This window comes from Williamsia maris (genome assembly GCF_024171815.1).
In the GTDB taxonomy this organism is placed as follows: domain Bacteria; phylum Actinomycetota; class Actinomycetes; order Mycobacteriales; family Mycobacteriaceae; genus Williamsia_A; species Williamsia_A maris.
In genome coordinates, this window is sequence record NZ_JAMTCJ010000001.1 from 473,731 (window position 1) to 496,028 (window position 22,298).

Below are 22,298 nucleotides of genomic sequence, written 5' to 3' on the forward strand. Positions count from 1 at the left end.
GCCGCGGCTCGCGCATGTGCAAAGCTGATACGCGCGTCAGTGATCAGTCGGAGCAGGGTCGGGAGGTGCGGTGGTGGGAGCGGAGAACACATCGGCGGACACCCCGGCAGGTACGGCCGCGTCCGTCGTCACCACCCCGTCGACCATCGCGACCCCGAAGGGCCGGCGAACGGAGAAGGCGTTCCTGGAGGCGGCCCGTACGGTGTTCGCGGACAAGGGATTCCTCAACGCCAAGATCTCCGACATCGCCGAGACGGCCGGGCGGTCGACGGGATCGTTCTACAACTACTACGACAACAAACAGCAGCTGCTCGAGGCACTGCTCGACGATTTCACCGCGCAGATCCTGGAACGGACCCGCCGCAACCTGACCCCGGACCCGGGCAGCAACATCGAGCAGGCCGTGCGTGCGTACTGGGCCACCTACCGGGACTACCTGCCGGAGATGATCGGCGCGTTCCAGCTGTCGATGACCGACCGACAGTTCGCCCAGTGGTGGCGCAACCGGCGGCAGGACGGCATCCGCGCGGTCAACGACGTGTTCCGATCGGTCGAACGCAGCGGCGTCGACATCGGCCTGGACAAGAACCTGTTCGCGTCGGCGATCGTGTCGATGCTCGAATCGTTCTGCTGGACATGGTTCGTCGCGGGCAAGGACGAGAACGTCGTCGGCCGCGACGACGAGGCGGCGATCATCACGCTCACCGAGATCTGGCGGCGCGGACTGTCCACGTCCGCCCCGTCCATCACGCGCTGACCAATTCTCGATCGACAATTCGCAGTTCAATTATCGAAATCAGTTCCGCACAAGCCTGTTTCGTGAGCTACGCGTAGCAAATGACCCATTGGACAAACGCAATCGCGTTTTGCACAATGCACGCAGGGGAAGATCGTCAGCCGTCCGGCTGACCGATACAGGGGGCGGTTCATGTCGCCCCCGAGGGGGAATTCGTGCATGCACGACACCGTGGTCTCGCGTGCCGCATCGCGGTCACACCGTCCGATCGCTGAGCTGCCTCCGCAGCAGCTCGGCACCGACGAAACATACACGCCCACAGACGATTCTGACAGCGAGACCGTTGTCGGGACGCGTGCGACGGCGTCCGGTGGTCCGTACCGACCACTGACACCGTACCTGCGCAGCGACGCCGAGCTGTTCTCCGGCCGCACCGAGCTCTGGCGGCGTCTGCACGTGCGTGCGATCCCCGGCAACGGGCCGGTCACGGTGCTGGGCCCGTGCGGCTCGGGCAAGACCTCGCTGCTGCACGCGGGTCTGATCCCCGCGGTGGAGCGGATGGGATTGCGCCTCAACGACACCCGCGTCCCGGCCGTCGTCGCCACGATGACCCCCGGACCGACTCCACTGGCTGCCCTGGCCGACACGTTCGGCGCCGACCCGGAACTGCTCGACGCCGAACCGGACGCGTGGGTCGACGCCGTCGCCGGACGGGCCGACGCGGCCGGCCACGCATCGCTGTTGGTGATCGACCAGGCCGAGGAACTGTTCACCCTGTGTGACCGCGCCACCCGGACGTCGTTCCTGCGCGTCGTCGACGCCCTCGCCGCCGACAGCCGAATCGCCGTCGTACTGGGCCTGCAGGCCGAGTTCTACCCCGACGCCGCGGCCGATCCGGTGCTCGTCCGCACCCTCGAGGACCGCGCCGTCGTCGTGCGAATGATGATCGAGGACGAGATCGTCGACGCGATCGAACTCCCTGCCCGCATCCGCGGTGCCACAGTCGAATCCGGTCTCGCCGCCGAGATCGCCCACGACCTGTCGAGGGTCGAGTCGACCACACCGCCGCTGATAGCGCTGGGTGTCCTCATGGACCACCTGTGGCGCACGCGGGGCGACTCCGGGGTCACCCGCCAGGCCTACCGCGCCTCGGATCCGGTCGCCGACATCGTCGGGGTCGCGGCCGACCGTGCCATCAGCCGGCTCTCGGCCACCGACCGCGTCACCGCGCGTCTCGTCCTGCTCGCGACCGTGCGGTTCACCGAGGCGGGCCACCTCGTCGGCACCGGCGTCACCGCGGCAGGTCTGGAATCGGTGCTGTCGGCGAGACCGCGGACCGGTCGGGTCCTGGCCCATCTCGTCGACGCCGGCGTCCTCACCGTGGACACGAACGGTGGGGTGCGGCTCGCCCACGAATCCCTGGTCGGGGCTTGGCCGCGGCTCGCCGGCTGGATCGACGAGCGACGCACCGACGCGCCGGTTCTCGCGGCACTGCAGACCGACGCCGCGGGGTGGGAGGCCGACCACCGTCCGGATTCGTCGCTCTACGGCGGCGACCGCCTCCGTGCGGCGACCCGCGCGGTGCAGGAGATCGACTCGCTCTCCCCCGACGCCGCGTACTTCCTGTCCCGATCGCGGGAACGCGCCGCGCTGCGCACATCACGTCGTCGCGTCCTGCTCGGTCTGCTCGTCATCGTCGCGGTCGTCGCCTCGGTGCTGGCGATCACGCAGTTCGTGCGGGGCGGCGACGCCTCCACCGGGCGCGACGCCGCCCGACTCGACGCGACCCTGGCTCGGGTCGCCGCGACGACGGTCACCGACCCCTCCGCGGCCGCCACCCTGGCCCTCGCGGCCTACCGCGAGGCACCACAGGATCCGCGGACCCGGTCCGCCCTCCTGGCCACGCAGTCCTCCCCCGTCGCACGGACCATCGGCACCCCGGACCCGTCGGTCGCGGTCGCCGCATCCGGCGACGGCCGTCGCGTCGCACTCACCGGCGCCGACGGCGTCGTACGCATCCTGTCCACCGCGACTCCGACCGGGCAGGATCCCACCCCGGCGGCGGTCACCGTGCCTGCACCGTCCACCCCGGTCGTGGGTGCATCGGCCGCGCTCAACGCCGACGGCTCCGTGCTCGCGCGACGTGGTGAGACCGGGTCGCTCGAGTTGTGGCGTATCGCCGGCAACACGCCCACCCGCGTCTCGACCATCGCTCAGACGGCCACCGATCGCGCGTCCGGACCGCAGACGGTGTCGTTCTCCGCCGTGCGCCCGTGGCTGGCCGCGACCGACGCCACCGGAACGGTGCGCATCTGGGACGTCTCCGACGCCGCCGCGCCCGCCGTCGTCGGTACCGTCGCCGGAGCACCGACCACCGTCCTGGCCTGGAACCCGCGACGTCCGCAACTGCTCGCCGGGTCCGCGCAGGGCGCCACCCTCTGGGACCTCACCGACCCGAGCGCACCTCGATCGGTGTCGAGCGTCGACACCGCAGGACGCGTCGACTCCATCGCCCTCGACGCCGACGGACGGCGCGTCGCCGTCGGCGACACCAGCGGCAGCGCAGCGTTGTTCGACCTCGGCGCCAACGGTCTTCTCGCCCGCGGACCGGGCGTGGCGGCCTCATCCGGCGGCGTCGAGTCCCTGTCGTTCGCGCCCGGCGGCACCCGGCTGGCGCTCACATCGGCCGACGGCACCGCGCAGGTCTGGGACGTCACCCACCCCGATGCGCCCCGCCGCGCGCTGCCCGCGCTGCGCTCGCAGACCTCGGCGCTCGCGTCGACGGTGTTCACCGACGAATCGACCCTCATCAGCGCGGGAACGTCCGCGCCGATTGCGTGGTCACTACCGACCGGCCTGCTCGACGGCGGCTTCGGTGGGGCGCTGCCGCCGGCGTGCTCGGTGACGCGCAACGCCTGCGTGACCTCGTTCGCCCGCGGGCCGGTGCAGGTGTGGGACGCGTCCGATCCCACGGCACCGCGCGCCATCGCCGCCATCGACGGTCCCGGACACTTCAACGGCGCCACCATGAGCCCCGACGGGCTGTGGATGATGACCTCGGACAGCAGGCATCTCGCCCAGCTGTGGGATGTGCGCGACATCCGGAAGCCGGTCGCCGTGGGGGCACCGCTCGCGCTCGGACGCGAGGACGTCGACCACATGGTCTTCAGCCCGTCGTCATCACAGCTGGCCACCAGCACCGCAGGCGGGACCCAGGTGCAGATCTGGGACGTCAGCCTCCGCGGACTCGCACCCCTGGCCACCGTCGGACTCGGCGGTGTCGATGTCGATGCCGTTGCGTTCGGGGCGGATTCGGGCTCGATCGCACTCGGCGGTGCCGACGGCGCGGTGCGTCGCTGGGCGGTGTCGCAGACCGGTGCCTCGCCGGTGTCCGGGGTGTTCGCCACCCGCGGGCCGGTCACGGCGATCACCGCCGCCGGGACCACGTTCCTCGCCGGCGACGCCACCGGGAGCCTCACCCGGTGGGATGAGCGGTCCGGCAGGCAGATCGGCGCGGGGGTCGTCGTCGGTTCGAGCGCGATCACCTCGATCGCGACCACGGGCGCGAGCACAGTCGTGGCCGGTGCCGACGGGCGACTGCACCGCCTCGACGCCGACGGCACGGTCCTCGACGCGGGCAGCCTCTTCGGTCCGAACGACAAGGGCGACAGTGCGATCACCACGATCACACCGACCACCGTCGTCGCATCGGGTGCCACCGGGCGTCAACAGTTCTGGACGATCGACCCGACAACGGTCGCGCGGCAGATCTGTGCGCGCACGGCCGCCGGTAACTGCTGATAGCACCCCGGTGAGCGATCACCGCATCCCAGAATCACGCTGACCCCAACAGTGGTCGACATCGGGGGAGATCCGGTTCGATGAGCTGCGCGCCAGAATCGCTGGCACGCTGGGGAAACGGACAACCGGTGATCGAAGTTCTTGAGCTAGGCAAAACATACACGTCGGGTGGGGTGACCACAACAGTCCTGTCCGACGTCGACTTCCGGGTCGAGGCAGGCGAGATATTCGCCATCGTCGGTCCGTCGGGTGCGGGCAAGAGCACCCTCGCCCAGTGCATCAACCTGCTCGAGCGTCCGACCTCGGGGAACGTGATCGTCAACGGCAAGAACCTCACTCAGCTCGGTTCCCGGGACCTGCGCGCCGCGCGGCGCTCGATCGGCACCGTCTTCCAGTCGTCGAGCCTGCTCTCGCGCCGGACCGCCGCGCAGAACGTCGCGCTGCCGTTGAACTACCTCGGCGTCACCTCCACCGCCACCCGTGAGCGGGTCGCCGAGCTGCTCGACCGTGTGGGGCTCACCGACCTGGCCGACCGGTATCCCCATCAGCTCTCCGGCGGACAGCGTCAGCGGGTCGGGATCGCCCGTGCGCTCGCGCTACGACCATCGGTGTTGCTCTCCGACGAGGCCACCTCCGGACTCGACCCCGAGGCGACCGACTCGTTCCTGCGCCTGCTGACCGAACTGCGCGACGAGCTGTCGCTCGCCGTCGTGTTCATCACCCACGAGATGGACACCATCGTCAAGGTCGCCGACAGCGTCGCCCGACTCGACAACGGTCGTATCGACGAGAAGGGCTCCCTCGTCGACCTCCTCCTCGACGACACGTCCCGGCTCGGCCGGTCGCTGCGCCCGCGCGGTGCCAGCGCCGCCGCCGCGGTCGGTCAGGCCACGTTCGAGGTGGTCTACCGCTCCGCGTCGGTCCCGTCGGACTGGATCTCTCGCATCGGCACCGACATCGGTGCTCCCCTGGCCGTGCTCAGCGCGAACGTGCAGGCCGTCGACGGCATCTCGGTCGGCGAGGTCGTGATCTCCGTGGACTCGGCGCACGCGAACGCGTTCACCGCGGCGGCGGCGACGCTGGGCCTGACCACCCGCGCGAACTCCGCCTCGGGTCAGGAGGTCGCGGCATGAGCAGCACCGCCACCCTGGCCGCGATCACCGTCCCGGTCGACGAGATCCCCGGGCTGCTGATCCCGGCGTTCCGTGACACCGTGACCATGGTCGGCATCGTGATGGTGATCGTCGCGGTGGTCGGCGTCCCGCTCGGCGGGGTCATCCACAACCTCGCCCCCGGTGGGCTGTTCGAGAACCGCGCGCTGCACACCCCGCTGTCGTGGATCATCAGCATCGGGCGGTCGCTGCCGTTCCTGGTGCTGATGACGTCGATCATCCCGTTCACCCGATTGATCACCGGGACCAACATCGGCATCCCGGCCGCGGTGGTCCCGATGTCGATCGCGGGCATCGCGTTCTTCACCCGCATCGTGGAGAACTCGCTGCGGTCGGTGCCGGCGTCGGTGATCGACGTCGCCCGCGCGTCCGGCGGATCGACCACCCAGATCGTGATCACCGCCCAACTGCGCGAAGCACTTCCGAGTCTCATCGGCGGGCTGACCATCAACACCATTGCGATGATCGAGTACTCCGCCATCGCCGGGACCATCGGCGCCGGCGGACTCGGCTACATCGCCGTCACCTACGGATACCAGCGCTTCGACCACCAGGTGATGATCGCGACGATCATCACCCTCGTGATCACCGTCGCGTTGATCCAGATCGTCGGTGACGCCCTCGTCCGCTACCTCACACCGGAGCAGTCCGTGCGCTCGACGCGCACCAAAGCGCGCGCCTGACTCCACCCGCCCCACCCGATCCGCTCGTCCCACATCGACGCGCGCGGCACATCCGTGCCCGGCGCACACCCGAGAAAGCTGAGAACCCATGACGCAGAACACCTCCCCGACCACCGAGGGCGGTTCGCCCGGCGGCTTCGAGGTCACCACCCGCAAGCGGTGGCCGCTGTTCGCGGCCATCGCCGTCGTGATCATCGTGGTCGCCGCCTTCATCGGGTGGCGCTTCGCCGGCTCGGATGACAAGTCGCCCAACGACACCGCCGGCGCCACGCTGACCGTCGTCACCGCGGAAGGCAACGCCGCCGAGCAGGCACTGGTGAACTACATCTCCACGAACGTCGCCCCCAAGCACGGGATCAAGATCGCGTTCAAGGGCCTCGCCGACAGCACGACCCTCAACCGCGCGGTCAGCGAGGGTGAGGTCGCAGGCACCATCTACCAGCACAAGCTGTGGCTCGGACAGGTGTTGGCCGCCAACCCCGACTTCAAGGAGGAGGCCGCGACCCCGGTGTTCCGTTGGGGATTCGGCATCTGGTCGGACAAGTACAAGTCGGTCGCCGACTTGCCCAACGGCGCGACGGTGTCGCTGTACTCCGACCCCGCCAACGAGGCCCAGGGCCTGTGGCTGCTCGAGCGCGCCGGACTGATCACCCTCAAGCCGGGCGTCAGCAAGTGGACCGCCACGCAGGACGACATCGCGTCGAACCCGAAGAACATCACGTTCAAGCTCCTCGACTTCGCCGCCCAGTCGCGCGCGCTGCCCGACATCGACGCCGCCGTCGGTTACACCGAGTACTACCTGGCCGCGAACATCGACATCGCCAAGCAGATCTACGCGCCGCCGGCCCCGGACGAGTTCGCTGGTCAGCTCACCATCGGCAGCAAGTGGAAGGACACCGACAACATCAAGAAGCTGGTCGCCACCTTCCAGGATCCCGCGGTCCAGACCTACCTGGCCTCGGATCCTCAGGTGAAGAACATCCTGCTGCCGTACCAGAGCTGAGCGGCCCGACAAGCCGCTGACGGTGCGAAAAGCACTCATCGAGTGTGCGTCGTTTGCTGCACATCTCACGAAACGCGGTCAGCACACTCGATGGCGCTTTCCACACAGTCAGCCCGCGGCTGCGCTTTCCGCACAACCGCCCCATGGTGCTGACTGTGTAGAAGATGCCGTCGAGTGTGCTCACCACACGACGCCCGCCGACAACCAAACAACGCACACTCGACGCGCATCTTCTGCACCGTCAGCGGCCCTGAAAACCGCTGACGGTGCGGAAAGCACGCATCGAGTGCGCCTCGTTTACTGCACATCTCACGAAACGCGGTCAGCACACTCGATGGCGCTTTCCACACCGTCAGCCCGCGGTCCACGCTTTCCGCACAACCGCCCCATGGTGCTGACTGTGTAGAAGATGCCGTCGAGTGTGCTCACCACACGACGCCCGCCGACACGAAACAACGCACACTCGACGCGCATCTTCTGCACTGTCAGCGGCTTTTTAACAACCGCCGACAGTGCGGAAAGCACGCATCGAGTGTGCGTCGTTTTGTTCTTCGTCTCGCGTGCCGCCGTCAGCACACTCGATGGCGCTTTCCACACAGTCAGCCCGTGGCTGCGTTTTCCGCACAGTCAGCCCGTGGTTGCGCTTTCCGCACAGTCAGCCCGTGGTTGCGCTTTCCACACAGTCAGCCGGTGGTTGCTACACCGGGCTCCATTGGCTCGCCAGGCGCACTGCTGCCGACCAGTTCGCCAGGCGCCGCTCGCGATCGGCGGGGTCGACATCGGGTTTCCATACCGCCGCCGCTCGCCAATTACGGCGCAGCTGTTGCTCATCGGTCCACAACCCCACCGTCAGCCCGGCGGCATACGCCGCGCCGAGCGCAACGGCCTCGGCCATCTGCGGACGCGTGACCGGGACATCGCACATGTCGGCGATCATCTGCATCATCGTGTTGTTCGCGGTCATCCCGCCGTCGACGACCAACTCCGTCAACGACGTCTCGACACCGGCGGCGGCGAGGTCGTCGTTGACCGCGGTGACCATCGCCGCGGCGGCGAAGGCGTTGGTCTCCAACGCCGCCCGGGCCAGATGCCCGCGGGTGATGTACGACGTCAACCCGACGATCAGCCCGCGACTCCCCGACACCCAGTGCGGCGCATGGAGTCCGGAGAACGCAGGCACGATGTAACAGCCGCCGTTGTCGGTGACCGTCGAGGCCAGCGTCTCGATCTCCGCAGGCGTCGCGATGATGCCCAGGTTCTGCCGGATCCACTCCACCAGCGCACCGGCCGTCGGATTCGACCCCTCCAACGCGTAGCGGATGGGTTGCCCGTCGGACTGGAAGGCAACCGTGGTAATCAGTCCACTGCGTGAACGGACCAGTGTCGTGCCGGTGTTGAACAATAGGAACCCGCCGGTGCCCAGCGTGTATTTCGACTCCCCCGCCCGCAGCGCCGTCTGTCCGACCAACGCGGCCTGCTGGTCACCGATCATCGCGGTGATCGGGATGCCCGCGACCGGCGTGGCGGTCGTCCCCACGCGGCTCATCGACGGCCGGATCTCCGGCAGGATCGCGGCGGGGATGTCGAACACCTCGAGCAGCGTCGGATCCCATTGCGCGGTCTCGATGTTCATCAGCATGGTGCGGCTGGCGTTGGTGGGGTCGGTGACGTGCAACCCGCCGTCGACACCACCGGTCAGGTTCCACACCAGCCAGGTGTCCATGGTCCCGAACAGCACCCTCCCCTGTTCGGCCGCGGCCCGGGACCCGGCGCACGCGTCGAGCATCCAGCTCAGTCGCGGTGCACTGAAGTAGTTCGACAGCGGCGCCCCGGTGCGGTGTTCGGCGTCGGCCGCCACTCCCTGGGCACGCAGCTCCTCGACCTTGTCGGTGGTCCGGGTGTCCTGCCACACGATGGCGCGGTGCAGCGGGATCCCGGTGGTCGGATCCCAGATCACGGTGGTCTCACGTTGGTTGGTGATCCCGAGTCCGACGAGCTGGTCGGCCTCGATCCCACCGTTGCGCAGCGCCTCGGGGATCAACCGCTGCACCAGTTTCCAGATCTCGAGGGCGTCGTGCTCGACCCACCCCGGCTGCGGGAAGTGCTGGGTGTGTTTGCGTTGGGCGACCGAGACCATGACCCCGCCACGGTCGTAGATGATGCAGCGCGTCGAGCTCGTGCCCTGGTCGATCGCGGCGACGTACCGTGCCGTCACTGTCGGTGTCCCCTCGTCGTCGAGCGCGTCACTGCAGCTGTCCGTGTCCCATGGACCGGGAGATCGACCGGGCGGCAGAGATCAGGTTCTCCAGCAGCGCCGGTCGCGGGGCCCCGGATCGGGTACACACCTCGTCGATCTCCCCCGACAACCCCACCGCGGCCATCACCGACCCGCCCTGATCACGGATGGGTGCGGCCAACGTCGCCACATCGGCCTCGAGATCGCCCCGACCGCAGGCCCATCCGCTGTCCCGGACGGTCGCGAGTTCGCGGGCGAGGTCGGCGCCGTCGGTGATGGTGCGGTGGGTGACGGCGGGCAGCCCGGCCGCGACGAGCTCCCGCGCGAGGTGCACGTCGAAGGCCAGATGGATCCGTCCGTGCGCGGTGGCGTGGGCGGGAACGGACTTCCCGGTCCGCAGGACCAACCCGCCCCCGTGCGCGGCGAGGACATCGTGGACGATCCGCACCTCACGACCCCGCAACACGCTGATCTGGGTCGCCATCCCGGTCCGCGCGGCCAACGCGTCGGTCCAGTTCATCGCCCGCGACCGGATCTCGTTGACGTCCCAGCGGTCCTTGCGGGCGCCCAACGGGTCGTCGGCGAGGTAGTAGCCGGCGGTGTCTGCGGTCTGCTCGACGGCCCCGACCGCGACCAGTGTCCGGACCAGACCGTGCGTGGTGGTCTTGGCCAGACCGAGGGCCGAGGCGATCTCCGACAGCGCGACCGGCTCGGGCCGGGTGGCGAGCAGATGCAGGACAGCCGTCGCGCGCTCCACGGATTGGATCAGACCCGGCATGGTTCCGGACGCTACGCCTGTCGGCGGGTTTGTTCGACATTGTCGAACGACGACCCTCGTCAGGGTGTGGCGCCGTGATTAGCGTGGTGGGTGGATGAGATCCACATCACTTCCGATCCACCCTCCGACGAAGCAGGGACACATGACGCAATACATCGGTGCCATCGACCAGGGAACCACGAGTACCCGGTTCATGATCTTCGACCAGGCCGGAGCCGAAGTGGCCCGCCATCAGCTCGAACACGAGCAGATCATGCCGAAGGCGGGGTGGGTCGAGCACGATCCGATCGAGATCTGGGAGCGCACCTCCTCGGTGCTGCAGAACGGTCTGCGCAAGAAGAACCTCAAGGCGGGCGACCTCGCGGCGCTGGGCATCACCAACCAGCGCGAGACCACCGTCGTCTGGAACAAGAACACCGGCCGCCCGTACTACAACGCCATCGTGTGGCAGGACACCCGCACGGATCGCATCGCGTCGGCTCTGGAGCGCTCCGGCGCGGGCGACACGATCCGCGAGAAGGCCGGTATCCCGCCCGCCACCTACTTCGCCGCGGGCAAGGCCCAGTGGATCCTGGAGAACGTCGACGGCGTGCGCGCCGACGCCGAGAACGGTGACGCACTGTTCGGCACCATCGACACCTGGGTGATCTGGAACCTCACCGGCGGCGTCGACGGCGGCGTGCACGTCACCGACGTCACCAACGCCAGCCGCACCATGCTGATGAACCTCGAGACCCTGGACTGGGACGACGAGCTCATCGCCCTGTTCGACATCCCGAAGCAGATGCTGCCGAAGATCGTCCCGTCGTCGCCGACCGAGCCCTACGGCCACACCACCCGCACCGGCCCGCTGGCCGGCGAGGTCCCGATCGCCAGCGCGCTCGGCGACCAGCAGGCCGCGATGGTCGGTCAGGTCTGCTTCTCCCCCGGGCAGGCCAAGAACACCTACGGCACCGGCAACTTCCTTCTCCTCAACACCGGCGAGAAGCTGGTGCGGTCGAAGAACGGTCTGCTCACCACCGTCTGCTACCAGTTCGGCGACAAGCCGCCGGTGTACGCACTCGAGGGATCGATCGCGGTCACCGGATCGGCCGTGCAGTGGCTGCGTGACCAGCTGGGCATCATCTCCGGTGCGGCACAGAGCGAATCGCTGGCCCGCGAGGTCCCCGACAACGGCGGCGTCTACTTCGTGCCCGCGTTCTCCGGTCTGTTCGCGCCCTACTGGCGTTCCGACGCCCGCGGCGCGATCGTCGGACTGTCCCGCTTCAACAACAACGCCCACATCGCACGCGCGACGCTGGAGGCGATCTGCTACCAGAGCCGCGACGTCGCCGACGCCATGGAAAAGGACTCCGGCGTCAAGCTGGAGGTGCTGCGCGTCGACGGTGGTGTCACAGCGAACTCGCTGTGCATGCAGATCCAGTCCGACGTGCTCGGCATCCCGGTGAGCCGACCGGTCGTCGCCGAGACCACCGCGCTGGGCGCCGCCTACGCGGCGGGTCTGTCCACCGGGTTCTGGAAGAACACCGAAGAGCTCGAAACCCACTGGAAAGAAGAATCCCGGTGGGAGCCGCACTGGACCCAAGAAGAACGGGCCGACTACTACGGGCGCTGGCAGAAGGCCGTGACCCGCACCCTCGACTGGGTGGACGTGTGATCGTCGCCGCGCGCACCGAGCTCGAGATTCTTTTCAGCACAACTTCTCTGATCTCCGGAAGGAGAACGTCATGACCATGCAACCCATAGCGCTCGACCCCGCATCGCGGCGGCGCGCACTGGCCTCGATGGCCCAGACCGAACTCGACGTGCTCGTGATCGGCGGCGGTGTCGTCGGTGGCGGCGCCGCGATCGATGCCGCCACCCGCGGACTGCGCGTCGGCCTCGTCGAGGCCATCGACTACGGAGCCGGCACCTCGAGCCGGTCGTCGAAGCTGTTCCACGGTGGCCTGCGCTACCTCAAGCAGCTCAACTTCTCGCTGGTGTTCGAGGCCCTGCGCGAGCGCAAACTGATGCTCAACACCGTCGCGCCGCACCTGGTGCGTCCGGTCGAGTTCATCTTCCCGCTCGTCACCCCGGTCTACGACCGCGCCTACGCCGGCGCGGGCATCGGTTTCTACGACATCCTCGGCGCGGGACGCGGTGTGCCCCATCACCTCCGCCACATCGGCAAGAAGAGCACCTTCGAGATCTTCCCGGGCGCCAAGCGCGGCAAGATCCGCGGTGGCGTGCTGTTCTACGAGGGACAGGTCGACGACGCCCGGCACACGATGATGCTGACGCGTACCGCGGCCAGCTACGGCGCGCTGTGCGCGTCGAGTGCACGGGTGACGAGCTACCTGCGCGACGGTGACCGCGTCATCGGTGCCCGGGTCGAGGACCTCGAGTCCGGCGAGCAGGTCGACGTCCGCGCCAAGCACGTGGTCAACGCCGCGGGCGTGTGGACCGACGAGCTGCAGGAGATGGTCGGCACCACCAGCGGACTGCGGGTGAAGGCGTCCAAGGGCGTTCACATCGTGGTGCCCCGTGACCGCATCGACTCCGCCGTCGGCCTCATCACCGAGACCGAGAAGAGTCTGCTGTTCGTCATCCCGTGCCCCTGGAGCGACGACTTCTGGATCATCGGCACCACCGACACCGAGTGGAACCTCGACCTGGCCCACCCGGCCGCGAGCAGCGCCGACCTCGACTACATCCTCGCCGAGGTCAACGTGATGCTGGAGAAGCCGTTGGTGCGCGACGACATCGTCGGCGTCTACGCCGGTCTGCGTCCGCTGCTGGCCGGCGAGTCCGACCAGACCAGCAAGCTGTCGCGTGAGCACGCCGTGGTCCCGGCCGCGCCCGGTCTCACCGTCATCGCGGGCGGCAAGTACACCACCTACCGGGTGATGGCGGCCGACGCGATCGACGCCGCCGTCGCCGGACAGCGCAGTGTGGAACCCTCACGCACGGCGAGCATCCCGCTCGTCGGCGCCGACGGGTTCGACGATCTGTGGGAGGCGCGCGTGCGCCTGGCCAACGAGCACGGCCTGCCCGTGAAGACCATCGAGCACCTGCTGCGTCGCTACGGCAGCGCGATCTCGGAGATCTTCGAGCTGATCGCGGCCGAGCCCGAACTCGGCACCCCGGTGGCCTCGACCGACAACCGCTACCTCGGCGCGGAGATCCGCTACGCGGTGACCCACGAGGGCGCGCTGCACCTCGTCGACATCCTCGCGCGGCGGACCCGCGTGTCGATCGAGACCAGGGACCGCGGCAAGAGCGCCGCGTCCGACGTGGCCGACATCGTCGCCGGCGTGCTCGGGTGGAACGACGAACAGCGCACCCGTGAGATCGAGAACTACAGCGCGCGTGTCGATGCCGAGATCGAGTCGCAACGCCAGCCCGACGACCGGACCGCCGACGCGGCCCGGATGGGCGCACGAGGAGTCCGTGGATCGGCGGCGGTCGCGGACGTGTCGGCATGAGCGCCATCTCGGACGGCCAGATCTGGCTGTGGGAGATCATCGGGACCGCGGTCCTGATCCTGCTCGGCGCGGGCGTCGTGGCGGGTAACAACCTGGTGAAGTCGGGCTTCCACAACAGTGGTGGTCTGTTCATCAACTTCGGTTGGGGCCTGGCGGTTTTCGCCGGTGCGTCCATCGCGTGGCAGTCGGGTGCGCATCTCAACCCGGCGGTGACCCTGGGCCTCGCGATCGCGGACAAGACACCGTGGTCGCAGGTGCCGATCTACATCTGCGCGCAGATGATCGGCGCGTTCATCGGCGCGATGCTCTGTTATGCGGCATACAAGAAGAACTTCGACGCCGATCCACACCCGGAGGACACCCGTGGCATCTTCTGCACGGGTCCGCAGGTCAAGAACTACTTCTGGAACACCGTCACCGAGGTCATCGGCACGTTCGTGCTGGTGTTCTGGATCCTGCGCTCCCCGGCGATCTCGCAGAACGGCGGCACCCTCGACCTGGGCAACTCCGGGCTCGGGTACGCCGGCGTGGCGTTCGTCGTCCTCGTCATCGGCAACAGCCTGGGTGGCCCGACCGGGTACGCCATCAACCCGGCGCGCGACCTGGCCCCGCGCATCGCGTACGCGCTGATGCCGATCAAGGGCAAGGGCAGTCTCGAGTGGAACTACGCCTGGGTTCCGGTGGTCGGACCGATCATCGGCGGCGCGCTCGCCGGTGGGCTGTTCCTGCTCACCCAGAACGTGTGACCCGACCGGAGTAGATTCGGCTCTCGATGAGCCACGACATCGATGCCACCGCCGACGTGATCGTCATCGGCGGTGGCATCGCCGGTGTGTCGGTCGCCTACGAACTCTCCGACGACCGACACGTCGTCCTGCTCGAGCGGGAACCGGCCTTGGCGTTCCACACCACCGGCCGTTCGGCGGCGCTGTTCCTGGAGAGCTACGGCAACCGGGTGATCCGTGGTCTCACCACGGCCAGTCGCGATTTCCTCACCGACCCGCCCGACTGCTTCGACCGCCCGCTGCTCACCGGACGTCCGCTGCTGCAGTTCGCGCGCGTCGGACGCGGCGACGCGTTGCGGTCGATGTTCACCGAGGTACGCACGCTCACCCCCGACGTCGAGCTGCTCACCCCCACCGAGGCGGCCGCGCTGTTCGGCGCGCTGCGTCCGCAGACCATCGACGCCGCCCTGCACGAACCCGGTTCGATGGAGATCGACGTCCACGCCCTGCACCAGGGCTACCTGCGAGGCTTGCGTGCGCGCGGCGGTGCGGTGGCGGTCTCCGCCGGTGTCGCGTCCCTGCGGTTCGCCGACGGGCTCTGGGAGGTCGTCACCACCGACGGCCGCGTCACCCGCGCGCGGATCGTCGTCGACGCCGCCGGGGCGTGGGCCGACGAACTGGGCCAGTCGGTGGGTGCCGCCCCGATCGGTCTGACCCCGCGCCGTCGGACGGTCTTCATGCTCGCGATGCCCGACGGTCTCGCCCGCGACGGTCTGCCCACGATCAGCGACATCGACGAGTCGTTCTACCTCAAACCCGATGGTGCACAGCTGCTGTGCTCCCCCGCCGACGAGACACCGACCTCACCGTCGGACGCGCGACCCGACGAGCTGGAGATCGCCCGCGCGCTCGACGAGATCGCCGAGGTCACGACCGTCGGTTCCCGACACGTCCGCTCGTCATGGGCCGGTCTGCGGTCGTTCGTGCCCGACCGCACGCCGGTGGTCGGGCCGGACCCGGATCTACCCGGCTTCACCTGGTGCGCCGGGCAGGGCGGCTACGGGATCCAGACGTGCGCCGCGCTGGCCCGGGTCACCGCCGCCCTGATCCGCGGCGACGAGATCCCCGCCGACGTGGGGTCGCGCGGGGTGTCGGCCGCCGACCTCCTGCCGTCGCGGACCCGCGGGTAATTCGTTTACCCTCGGCAACGAAAATTAGTGTGTTCCAACGACAGACAGCTCTCACACCACGTTCTACAGTCGGCGGAGAGGTCGAGATGAACAGGGAGTGACACCGCGTGGACAAAGAAGAACTGATCACCTTCGCGGGAGACGCGGGGTGGGCGGTGACCGGACACCGATGGCTCCGGTTCACGAAGGGCGACACCCGGGTCGAGGTCTGGTACGCGGGCGACAAGCCCCGCATGGTCAGCGCGGCGTTGCACTCCCCGACCAGCGGTACCCGCCGCATCAACATCGTGCGCGATCGCGCGACGTCGATCGCCGACACCGTGCGTTCGTGGCTGTCGCCGTCGATATCGGCGGTGGATCGGTTGTGGCTGCGGCCCATCGGCGCACCGGAGACCGGGGACAACGGGCAGGTTGTCGGGAACGTCGCACTCTTCGCGTGATTCGCAGCGTTCTCACAGGTGATCGCCACATGACGCTCAGGTGGGCGCACGACTGTCGGCACGGTGACCATCGACGCGATCAGACCATCTGCCCCTCCCGCGCAGACCGCCCCACCCTCTGACCTGCCCCCGGCGCGTCCGATCGACCGGATCGCCGTCGCCGTCCTGCTCATCGGTACCGGCGTGTTCTACCTGTGGAACATCACCGTCAACGGCAGCGGCAACGTCTTCTACGCGGGCGCGGCGTGGGCCGGTTCGCGCAACTGGGAGGCGCTGCTGTTCGGGTCGGTGGATCCGTCGAACTTCATCACCGTCGACAAGCCCCCCGTCTCCCAGTGGGTGATGGGGTTGTCGGGGCAGATCTTCGGCTATTCCAGCGCCAGCATGCTGATCCCCGAGGCACTGATGGGCGTCGCGACCGTGGCTCTGATGTACGCAGCCGGGACGCGCGTCGCCGGACGCGGTGCCGGGCTCATCGCCGGTGCGGCCCTCGCGCTGACCCCCGTGGCGGCCATGATGTTCCGCTTCAACAACCCCGACGCCGCGATGGTGCTGCTCATGACCGCCGCCGCGTACTGCGCGATCCGCGCCACGGCCACCGCGTCGGGTCGGTGGCTCGCCCTGGCCGGTGTCGCGGTCGGTTTCGCGTTCCTGGCGAAGATGCTCGAGGGCCTCATGGTCTTGCCCGCCCTCGGGTTGATCTACCTCGTGGCCGCACCCACCGGCATCGGTAGGCGCATCGTGCATCTGGTGATCGCCACGGCCGCGATGGCGGTCTCGGCCGGCTGGTATGTCCTGCTCACCCTGTGGTGGCCGGCGTCGTCGCGTCCCTACCTGGCGGGCTCGACCGACAACAACTTCATGAACCTGGTGCTCGGGTACAACGGGCTCGCCCGCATCGAGGGCAAGCAGCAGGGCGGGGGTGCCGCTCGCAACGTGATCTCGTCTCCGCAGGCGCAGGAGTTCATCGATCGGATCCGTCAGTCAGGCGGCGGCGGTGGTGGTGGCGGTGGCGGGCGCGGCGGCGCCGGCGGGATGTTCGCCGACGGGCCGGGAATCACGCGATTGTTCTCCGGAGAGTTCGGCATCGAGATCTCCTGGCTGCTGCCCGCTGCGCTGGTGGCGCTCGTGGTCGCGCTCGTCCTGCGTGGACGCGCACCGCGTACCGACCTCATGCGGGCCGGGGTGTTGATCTTCGGGCTGTGGATGGTCATCGACGGCCTCGTGCTCTCGTACATGAAATCGAATCCGCACCCGTACTACTCGCTGGCCATCGCGCCGCCGATCGCGGGCGTGGTCGGGCTGGGCGTCGTCGAGTGTTGGAAGCAACGCGACCGCATCGTGGCGATCGTGGGTCTGGCCGCGGTCGTCGCGGCGGCCGGAGTGTGGGGATTCGTGTTGATGCAGCGTCAGTCGAGCTGGCTGCCCGCGGTCGCCTGGGCGACCCTCGTCGTCACCGTGATCGCGACGGTCGCGGTGCTGGTCGTCGGGTTCATGGGTCGGTCGCGGTCTTCGGCCCACGCCGGGTCGGTGTCGGGACGCTCGTCGCGTCGGCGGTTCGTCCTGGGCGGTGTCGCGGTCGCGGCGGTGGTCGGTGCGCTCCTCGCGCCGGCTGCGTACGCGACCGAGGTCGTCGCGACGCCGCACACCGGTGGCGGACCGTCGGTCAGCCCCGCGTCGGAGGACCGACCGTCCAAGGGCGGCGGCGGTTTCGGCGCGTTCTTCGGCGGTACCTCCGACAAGTCGCCCGAGCTGAAGGCACTGCTGGGGTCGACCACCAGCCGATGGGCTGCCGCGGTGAGCCGTTCGTCGGCGGCGGCACAGATCGAACTCGACACCGAGAAGCCGGTGATGGCGATCGGCGGGTTCAACAACGACCCCGTACCGACGCTCGCCGAGTTCCAGCAGTACATCCGCAACGGTGACGTCACCTACTACCTGGCCTCGGCAGGCGGATCACGCGGCGGCGGTGGATCGGGCGGGCGTCGCTCGGCCGTGTCGGTGGTCCCCGGTCTCGACCCGGCGATGTCGGAACAGGCGACGAAGCTGTTCTCGCAGTACAACTCGACGTCGGTGACCGGCCAGATCCAGGCGTGGGTCGAGGCCCACTACACGGCGAAAACGGTCGGCAGCTACCAGGTCTACGACCTGCGTCACCCGACAAAGTAGCCGTCGCGCTCGCCTCGAACGCGCGGCCATCGTTCGAACGCGCCCCAAGCTGGGCGCGCGTTCGAACGGCGGGTGCGCGTTAGCGTCAGGACGCGCGAGCGGCGGAGATCAGTGCGCGAAGTGGCGGGACCCGGTGAGGTACAGCGCGATGCCGGCCTCGGCGGCGGCGTCGATGACCTCGTTGTCGCGGATCGAGCCGCCCGGCTGGACGATGGCGCGCACACCGGCGGCGGTCAGCACCTGCAGGCCGTCCGGGAACGGGAAGAACGCATCGGAGGCGCCGACGCTGCCCGCGGCGCGGTCGCCCGCACGCTGGACGGCGAGGTGTGCGGAGTCGACACGGTTGACCTGTCCCATCCCGACACCGACCGACGCACCGTCGGCGGCGAGCAGGATCGCGTTCGACTTCACCGAACGGCAGGCCCGCCAGGCGAATTCGAGGTCGGCGAGGGTCTTCTCGTCGACGGGCTCGCCGGTGGCGAGCTGCCAGTTGGTCGGATCGTCGCCGTCGGCGTCGAGGATGTCGCGCTGCTGGACGAGCAGTCCACCCGAGATCGGGCGCAACTCGGATCCCGCGCGCTGCGGCGGGGTCGCCAGCAGCACGCGGATGTTCTTCTTGCGGGTCAGGACACCCAGTGCGCCGTCGTCGAACCCGGGAGCGACGATGACCTCGGTGAAGATCTCGGCGACCTGCTCGGCCATCGCGACACTCACCGGGACGTTGGTGGCGATGACGCCGCCGTAGGCACTCACCGGGTCGCATTCGTGCGCCTTGCGATGCGCCTGCGCGACGTCGTCACCGACGGCGATGCCACACGGGTTGGCGTGCTTGATGATCGCGACCGCGGGGCGGTCGAAGTCGTGTGCGGCACGCCAGGCGGCGTCGGAGTCGGTGTAGTTGTTGTAACTCATCTCCTTGCCGTGCAGCTGCTCGGCGCGGGCCAGGCCGCCGCCGTCGGAGCCGTCGACGTACAACGCGGCCGACTGGTGCGGGTTCTCCCCGTACCGCAGCGACGACGACAGGGTCCACGTGCGCCCCAGCCATTCCGACTTGTCCTCGCCGGCGATCTCGCCGCTGAGCCAACCGGCCACGGCGACGTCGTACTCGGCGGTGTGCCGGAACGCCTTGGCGGCGAGACGGGTTCGCTCGGCGAGGGTGAAACCACCCGCGGTGATGGCGTCGGTGACCGACACGTAGTCGGCGGCGTCGACGACGACCGCGACCGACGGGTGGTTCTTGGCCGCGCCGCGCACCATGGACGGTCCGCCGATGTCGATCTGTTCGACACATTCGTCGAATCCGGCGCCGGAGGCGACGGTGGCCGCGAACGGATAGAGATTGCCGATCACCAGGTCGAACGGTGCGATCTCCAGCTCCGCCAACTGATCCCGATGCGACTGCTTACGCGAGTCGGCGAGGATGCCGGCGTGTACACGCGGGTGCAGCGTCTTGACGCGACCGTCGAGGCACTCGGGGAAGCCGGTGAGGTCCGAGACCTCGATGACCGGGACACCCTGCTCGGCGATGGTCTTAGCGGTCGACCCGGTCGAGACGATCTCGACACCGGCGGCGGCCAGAGAGGTCGCCAGCTCACCGAGCCCGGTCTTGTCGTAGACGCTGATCAACGCGCGGCGGATGGGGATGCGTGGGTCTTCACTCACGAGAAACGGGCCTTTCGTCCATCGGACACAACACCTTTGGTGACAAATTTGGCGACGACCTGCACCAGCAGGACGCGCTCGACGGATTTGATGCGCTCGTGCAGCGACACCTCGTCGTCGGAATCGGAGATCATCACCGGCGCCTGCGTCAGGATCGGGCCGGTGTCGACACCGTCGTCGACGAGATGCACCGTCGCACCGGTGACGGTGACACCGTGGGCCAGGGCATCGGTGACCGCGTGCGCGCCGGGGAACGACGGCAGCAGGGCGGGATGGGAGTTGACGATCGCGCCGCCGAAGCGTTCGAGGAACGCCGGTCCGAGGATCTTCATGAACCCGGCGGTGACGACGAGGGCAGGCTCGTGGGCGGCGACCGCGTCGGTCAGCGCGCGATCCCATGCGGTGCGATCGGGGTGATCGGCCAGCGCGACGACGGTGGTGGGCAGGTCAGCGAGGTCGGCGACCTGTTTGGCGCGGCAGTCCCGATCGACGACCACCGCGGCGATGCGGGCCGGGTAATTCGAGTCGGCGGCGGCCTCGATGAGTGCGCCGAGCAGGGTCCCCGTCCCGGAGGCCAGCACGACGACGGCCGCACGAGGGTCCGATGACGTGGCGTTCAGGGTCGACTCCTGCCAGAGCTGGGCATGCGTGTGCGTCCGACCACACCGCTCACGACGGCGCTGGAAGAACACGTGTGAGCCTAGTGGTCGTCGTCCGAATCGGTTCTGTGGGTACCGAAAACCACGTCCGCGCGAGCGCGACGCGGCATCTGGGTGACGTTGTCGGCCACGTCGGACGCCGGTTCGTCGTCATCGTCGACGACATTCACGACGCGGTCGTCCGCGCTGTCACGATCGGCATCCGCACGATCACCGTCCCTGGGACCGGCGTCCTCGGGATCGCGGTCCGTCACGACGTCGAGCTCGTCGTCGTCGTGCGCAGCGACCTCGCGGTCGTCGTCGTACTCATCCTCGAGGCGGTCCTCGTCGTCCGCGACATCTGCGAGCAGGTCACCGCGGTAGTAGGCCGCACGTGCGGCACGGGTGCCGGGCAGGACGCCGTGGATCAGGACCATCACCATGCCCACGACCGCGAACCAGCCGAACGTGAACATCCCTGCGGCCGGGACGGTGGCTCCCGCCGAACCGAGTTCGCCGAGCTCGCCGCCGCCCAACCAGGTCAGCACGACCATCGCGATCGCGGCGAGTCCCGCGGTGGCGGCAACCGTGCGGGTGGCCCGCATCGGGTCGACGTGCAGTGCGCAGCGCCCTGCGAGCAGGGCCACGACTGCGGTCAGGACCAGCAGCACGGCGCCGAACGGCCCGCCACCTCCGCTGGGCAGCACCGCGAGCACCGGCAACGGCGGCAGGGATCCGCCGTGCGCGGCGAACAGGTCGCCACCGGCGGTACCCACGTGCGCGTCGGCGCCGACCAGCATCGCGGCCGCGCCGATGATCAGATTGGGCAGATACAGGATCGAGAGCACCGTCAGACCCAGTCCGCCGGCGAATCCGTGGCCCGCGTCGATCAGTTCACCGACGGTGCCGTGCGCGACGACCAGGCGCACCGCGATCACGAGGGTGGCCACCGAGAACAGGCCGACCAGAGCGACCCCGGCCGCGCGGAACGCGGCGGGCGCCCAAGGGGCGACACCGAGATGCGCACCGACCTCACGCCAGCGACCGCGGGCCAACCCGAGTCCGGCGCCGAGCGCGTGCAGTCCGATGGTCCAGGCGAACGCGACCAGTGCGTTCGGTGAGGCGACGGTCAGAACGGTCGAGCCGTCCATCACCAGCGCGAGACTCAGCACGGTGATCAGCAGCGGGCCGGCGACCGCGGCGAGGAACACCGACGTCAGCTCCGAGCGCGGTCGATGATTGCCCGCCGCACCCGCGGTCATCGCCGCGACCCCGGCGACCAGGGCGATCGTCGGCGCCAGCGGCAACACCCCGATGGTGACCTCGCTGATCGTCAACGGCACCTGGTGCGAGGAGAGCCACATCGCGCCGATGGCGGCGGTGAGACCGGTCAGTCCACTTCCCGCCGACAGCAACGTGGCCAGCGCGATCACCGCGATGACCAGCAGCGCGATGGCGCTGGGCCCGAAGGCGATGACGACGAGTTCGCGCGCCGAACCGGCGCTGTGCGCGGCCGATCGGCGTTGCGCACGACGCAGTTCGCGGAGGCGTGTGGAGAGCGATTCCCCGGTGGAGGTGACCATCCCTACGAGGGTGACATC

At 68.9% G+C, this 22,298-nt stretch carries 17 protein-coding genes; 11 read left to right on the forward strand and 6 right to left on the reverse strand.

All coding sequences use genetic code 11. The annotated features are described in order from the left end of the window. Positions 1 to 73: 73 nt before the first annotated feature. From LX13_RS02265 to LX13_RS02285, 5 genes are all read left to right on the forward strand, one after another. Positions 74 to 757: a TetR/AcrR family transcriptional regulator gene (locus LX13_RS02265; protein WP_372499788.1), complete on the forward strand. Its 684-nt coding sequence runs from the start codon at positions 74 to 76 to the stop codon at positions 755 to 757. 198 nt (positions 758 to 955) lie between these two features. Further along, complete coding sequence (locus tag LX13_RS02270; protein ID WP_253659677.1) at positions 956 to 4,537, forward strand: WD40 repeat domain-containing protein; 3,582 nt, start codon at positions 956 to 958, stop codon at positions 4,535 to 4,537. A gap of 128 nt (positions 4,538 to 4,665) precedes the next feature. Next, positions 4,666 to 5,670 carry a methionine ABC transporter ATP-binding protein gene (locus LX13_RS02275; protein WP_253659678.1) on the forward strand — a complete coding sequence of 335 codons (1,005 nt, stop codon included), beginning with the start codon at positions 4,666 to 4,668 and terminating at the stop codon, positions 5,668 to 5,670. After that, positions 5,667 to 6,392, forward strand: coding sequence for a methionine ABC transporter permease (locus LX13_RS02280; RefSeq protein WP_253659679.1), 726 nt, complete (start codon positions 5,667 to 5,669; stop codon positions 6,390 to 6,392). Before LX13_RS02275 ends, LX13_RS02280 begins: the two co-directional genes overlap by 4 nt. Positions 6,393 to 6,480: 88 nt before the next feature. Continuing rightward, the gene (locus tag LX13_RS02285) at positions 6,481 to 7,395 is read left to right on the forward strand and encodes a MetQ/NlpA family ABC transporter substrate-binding protein (RefSeq protein ID WP_253659680.1); all 915 of its coding nucleotides are present in this window, start codon (positions 6,481 to 6,483) and stop codon (positions 7,393 to 7,395) included. 309 nt (positions 7,396 to 7,704) lie between these two features. On the opposite strand, the gene LX13_RS02290 is transcribed toward LX13_RS02285, so the two are convergent. From LX13_RS02290 to LX13_RS02300, 3 genes are all read right to left on the reverse strand, one after another. Next, positions 7,705 to 7,920, reverse strand: a complete 216-nt coding sequence (locus LX13_RS02290) for a hypothetical protein (protein ID WP_253659681.1) — start codon at positions 7,918 to 7,920, stop codon at positions 7,705 to 7,707. Between the two features lie 172 nt (positions 7,921 to 8,092). Beyond that, on the reverse strand, positions 8,093 to 9,610 hold the full coding sequence (glpK, locus tag LX13_RS02295) for a glycerol kinase GlpK (protein ID WP_253659682.1): 1,518 nt from the start codon (positions 9,608 to 9,610) through the stop codon (positions 8,093 to 8,095). Positions 9,611 to 9,638: 28 nt separating this feature from the next. Continuing rightward, positions 9,639 to 10,409 carry an IclR family transcriptional regulator gene (locus LX13_RS02300; RefSeq protein ID WP_253659683.1) on the reverse strand — a complete coding sequence of 257 codons (771 nt, stop codon included), beginning with the start codon at positions 10,407 to 10,409 and terminating at the stop codon, positions 9,639 to 9,641. A gap of 142 nt (positions 10,410 to 10,551) precedes the next feature. On the opposite strand from LX13_RS02300, the gene glpK (LX13_RS02305) reads away from it, so the two are divergent. From glpK (LX13_RS02305) to LX13_RS02330, 6 genes are all read left to right on the forward strand, one after another. Further along, positions 10,552 to 12,066 (forward strand): glycerol kinase GlpK, encoded by a 1,515-nt coding sequence (glpK, locus tag LX13_RS02305; RefSeq protein ID WP_253659684.1) that lies wholly within the window; start codon positions 10,552 to 10,554, stop codon positions 12,064 to 12,066. Between the two features lie 70 nt (positions 12,067 to 12,136). Further along, positions 12,137 to 13,873 (forward strand): glycerol-3-phosphate dehydrogenase/oxidase, encoded by a 1,737-nt coding sequence (locus tag LX13_RS02310; protein WP_253659685.1) that lies wholly within the window; start codon positions 12,137 to 12,139, stop codon positions 13,871 to 13,873. A 5-nt stretch (positions 13,874 to 13,878) separates the two neighbouring features. Further along, positions 13,879 to 14,619 carry an MIP/aquaporin family protein gene (locus LX13_RS02315; protein ID WP_372499852.1) on the forward strand — a complete coding sequence of 247 codons (741 nt, stop codon included), beginning with the start codon at positions 13,879 to 13,881 and terminating at the stop codon, positions 14,617 to 14,619. Between the two features lie 26 nt (positions 14,620 to 14,645). After that, positions 14,646 to 15,788 carry an NAD(P)/FAD-dependent oxidoreductase gene (locus LX13_RS02320; RefSeq protein WP_253659687.1) on the forward strand — a complete coding sequence of 381 codons (1,143 nt, stop codon included), beginning with the start codon at positions 14,646 to 14,648 and terminating at the stop codon, positions 15,786 to 15,788. A 107-nt stretch (positions 15,789 to 15,895) separates the two neighbouring features. Beyond that, positions 15,896 to 16,228 (forward strand): hypothetical protein, encoded by a 333-nt coding sequence (locus LX13_RS02325; RefSeq protein ID WP_253659688.1) that lies wholly within the window; start codon positions 15,896 to 15,898, stop codon positions 16,226 to 16,228. Positions 16,229 to 16,291: 63 nt separating this feature from the next. Further along, positions 16,292 to 18,397, forward strand: a complete 2,106-nt coding sequence (locus LX13_RS02330) for an ArnT family glycosyltransferase (RefSeq protein WP_253659689.1) — start codon at positions 16,292 to 16,294, stop codon at positions 18,395 to 18,397. Positions 18,398 to 18,505: 108 nt separating this feature from the next. Here LX13_RS02330 and purH read toward each other — a convergent pair whose 3' ends face one another. The 3 genes from purH to LX13_RS02345 form a co-directional block, all read right to left on the reverse strand. Next, positions 18,506 to 20,059 carry a bifunctional phosphoribosylaminoimidazolecarboxamide formyltransferase/IMP cyclohydrolase gene (gene purH / locus LX13_RS02335; RefSeq protein ID WP_253659690.1) on the reverse strand — a complete coding sequence of 518 codons (1,554 nt, stop codon included), beginning with the start codon at positions 20,057 to 20,059 and terminating at the stop codon, positions 18,506 to 18,508. Further along, complete coding sequence (purN, locus tag LX13_RS02340; protein WP_253660538.1) at positions 20,056 to 20,679, reverse strand: phosphoribosylglycinamide formyltransferase; 624 nt, start codon at positions 20,677 to 20,679, stop codon at positions 20,056 to 20,058. The genes purH and purN overlap by 4 nt, the downstream gene beginning before the upstream one ends. Positions 20,680 to 20,759: 80 nt before the next feature. Then, on the reverse strand, positions 20,760 to 22,280 hold the full coding sequence (locus tag LX13_RS02345; RefSeq protein WP_253659691.1) for a cell division protein PerM: 1,521 nt from the start codon (positions 22,278 to 22,280) through the stop codon (positions 20,760 to 20,762). Between the last annotated feature and the right edge of the window lie 18 nt (positions 22,281 to 22,298).

Coding starts and splice junctions, on each gene's coding strand:
- LX13_RS02300 (WP_253659683.1), bottom strand. CDS start 10,409: ATGCCGGGTCTGATCCAATCCGTGGAGCGCGCGACGGCTGTCCTGCAT.
- LX13_RS02270 (WP_253659677.1), top strand. CDS start 956: ATGCACGACACCGTGGTCTCGCGTGCCGCATCGCGGTCACACCGTCCG.
- LX13_RS02345 (WP_253659691.1), bottom strand. CDS start 22,280: ATGGTCACCTCCACCGGGGAATCGCTCTCCACACGCCTCCGCGAACTG.
- LX13_RS02320 (WP_253659687.1), top strand. CDS start 14,646: ATGAGCCACGACATCGATGCCACCGCCGACGTGATCGTCATCGGCGGT.
- LX13_RS02310 (WP_253659685.1), top strand. CDS start 12,137: ATGACCATGCAACCCATAGCGCTCGACCCCGCATCGCGGCGGCGCGCA.
- glpK (WP_253659684.1), top strand. CDS start 10,552: ATGACGCAATACATCGGTGCCATCGACCAGGGAACCACGAGTACCCGG.
- LX13_RS02285 (WP_253659680.1), top strand. CDS start 6,481: ATGACGCAGAACACCTCCCCGACCACCGAGGGCGGTTCGCCCGGCGGC.
- LX13_RS02280 (WP_253659679.1), top strand. CDS start 5,667: ATGAGCAGCACCGCCACCCTGGCCGCGATCACCGTCCCGGTCGACGAG.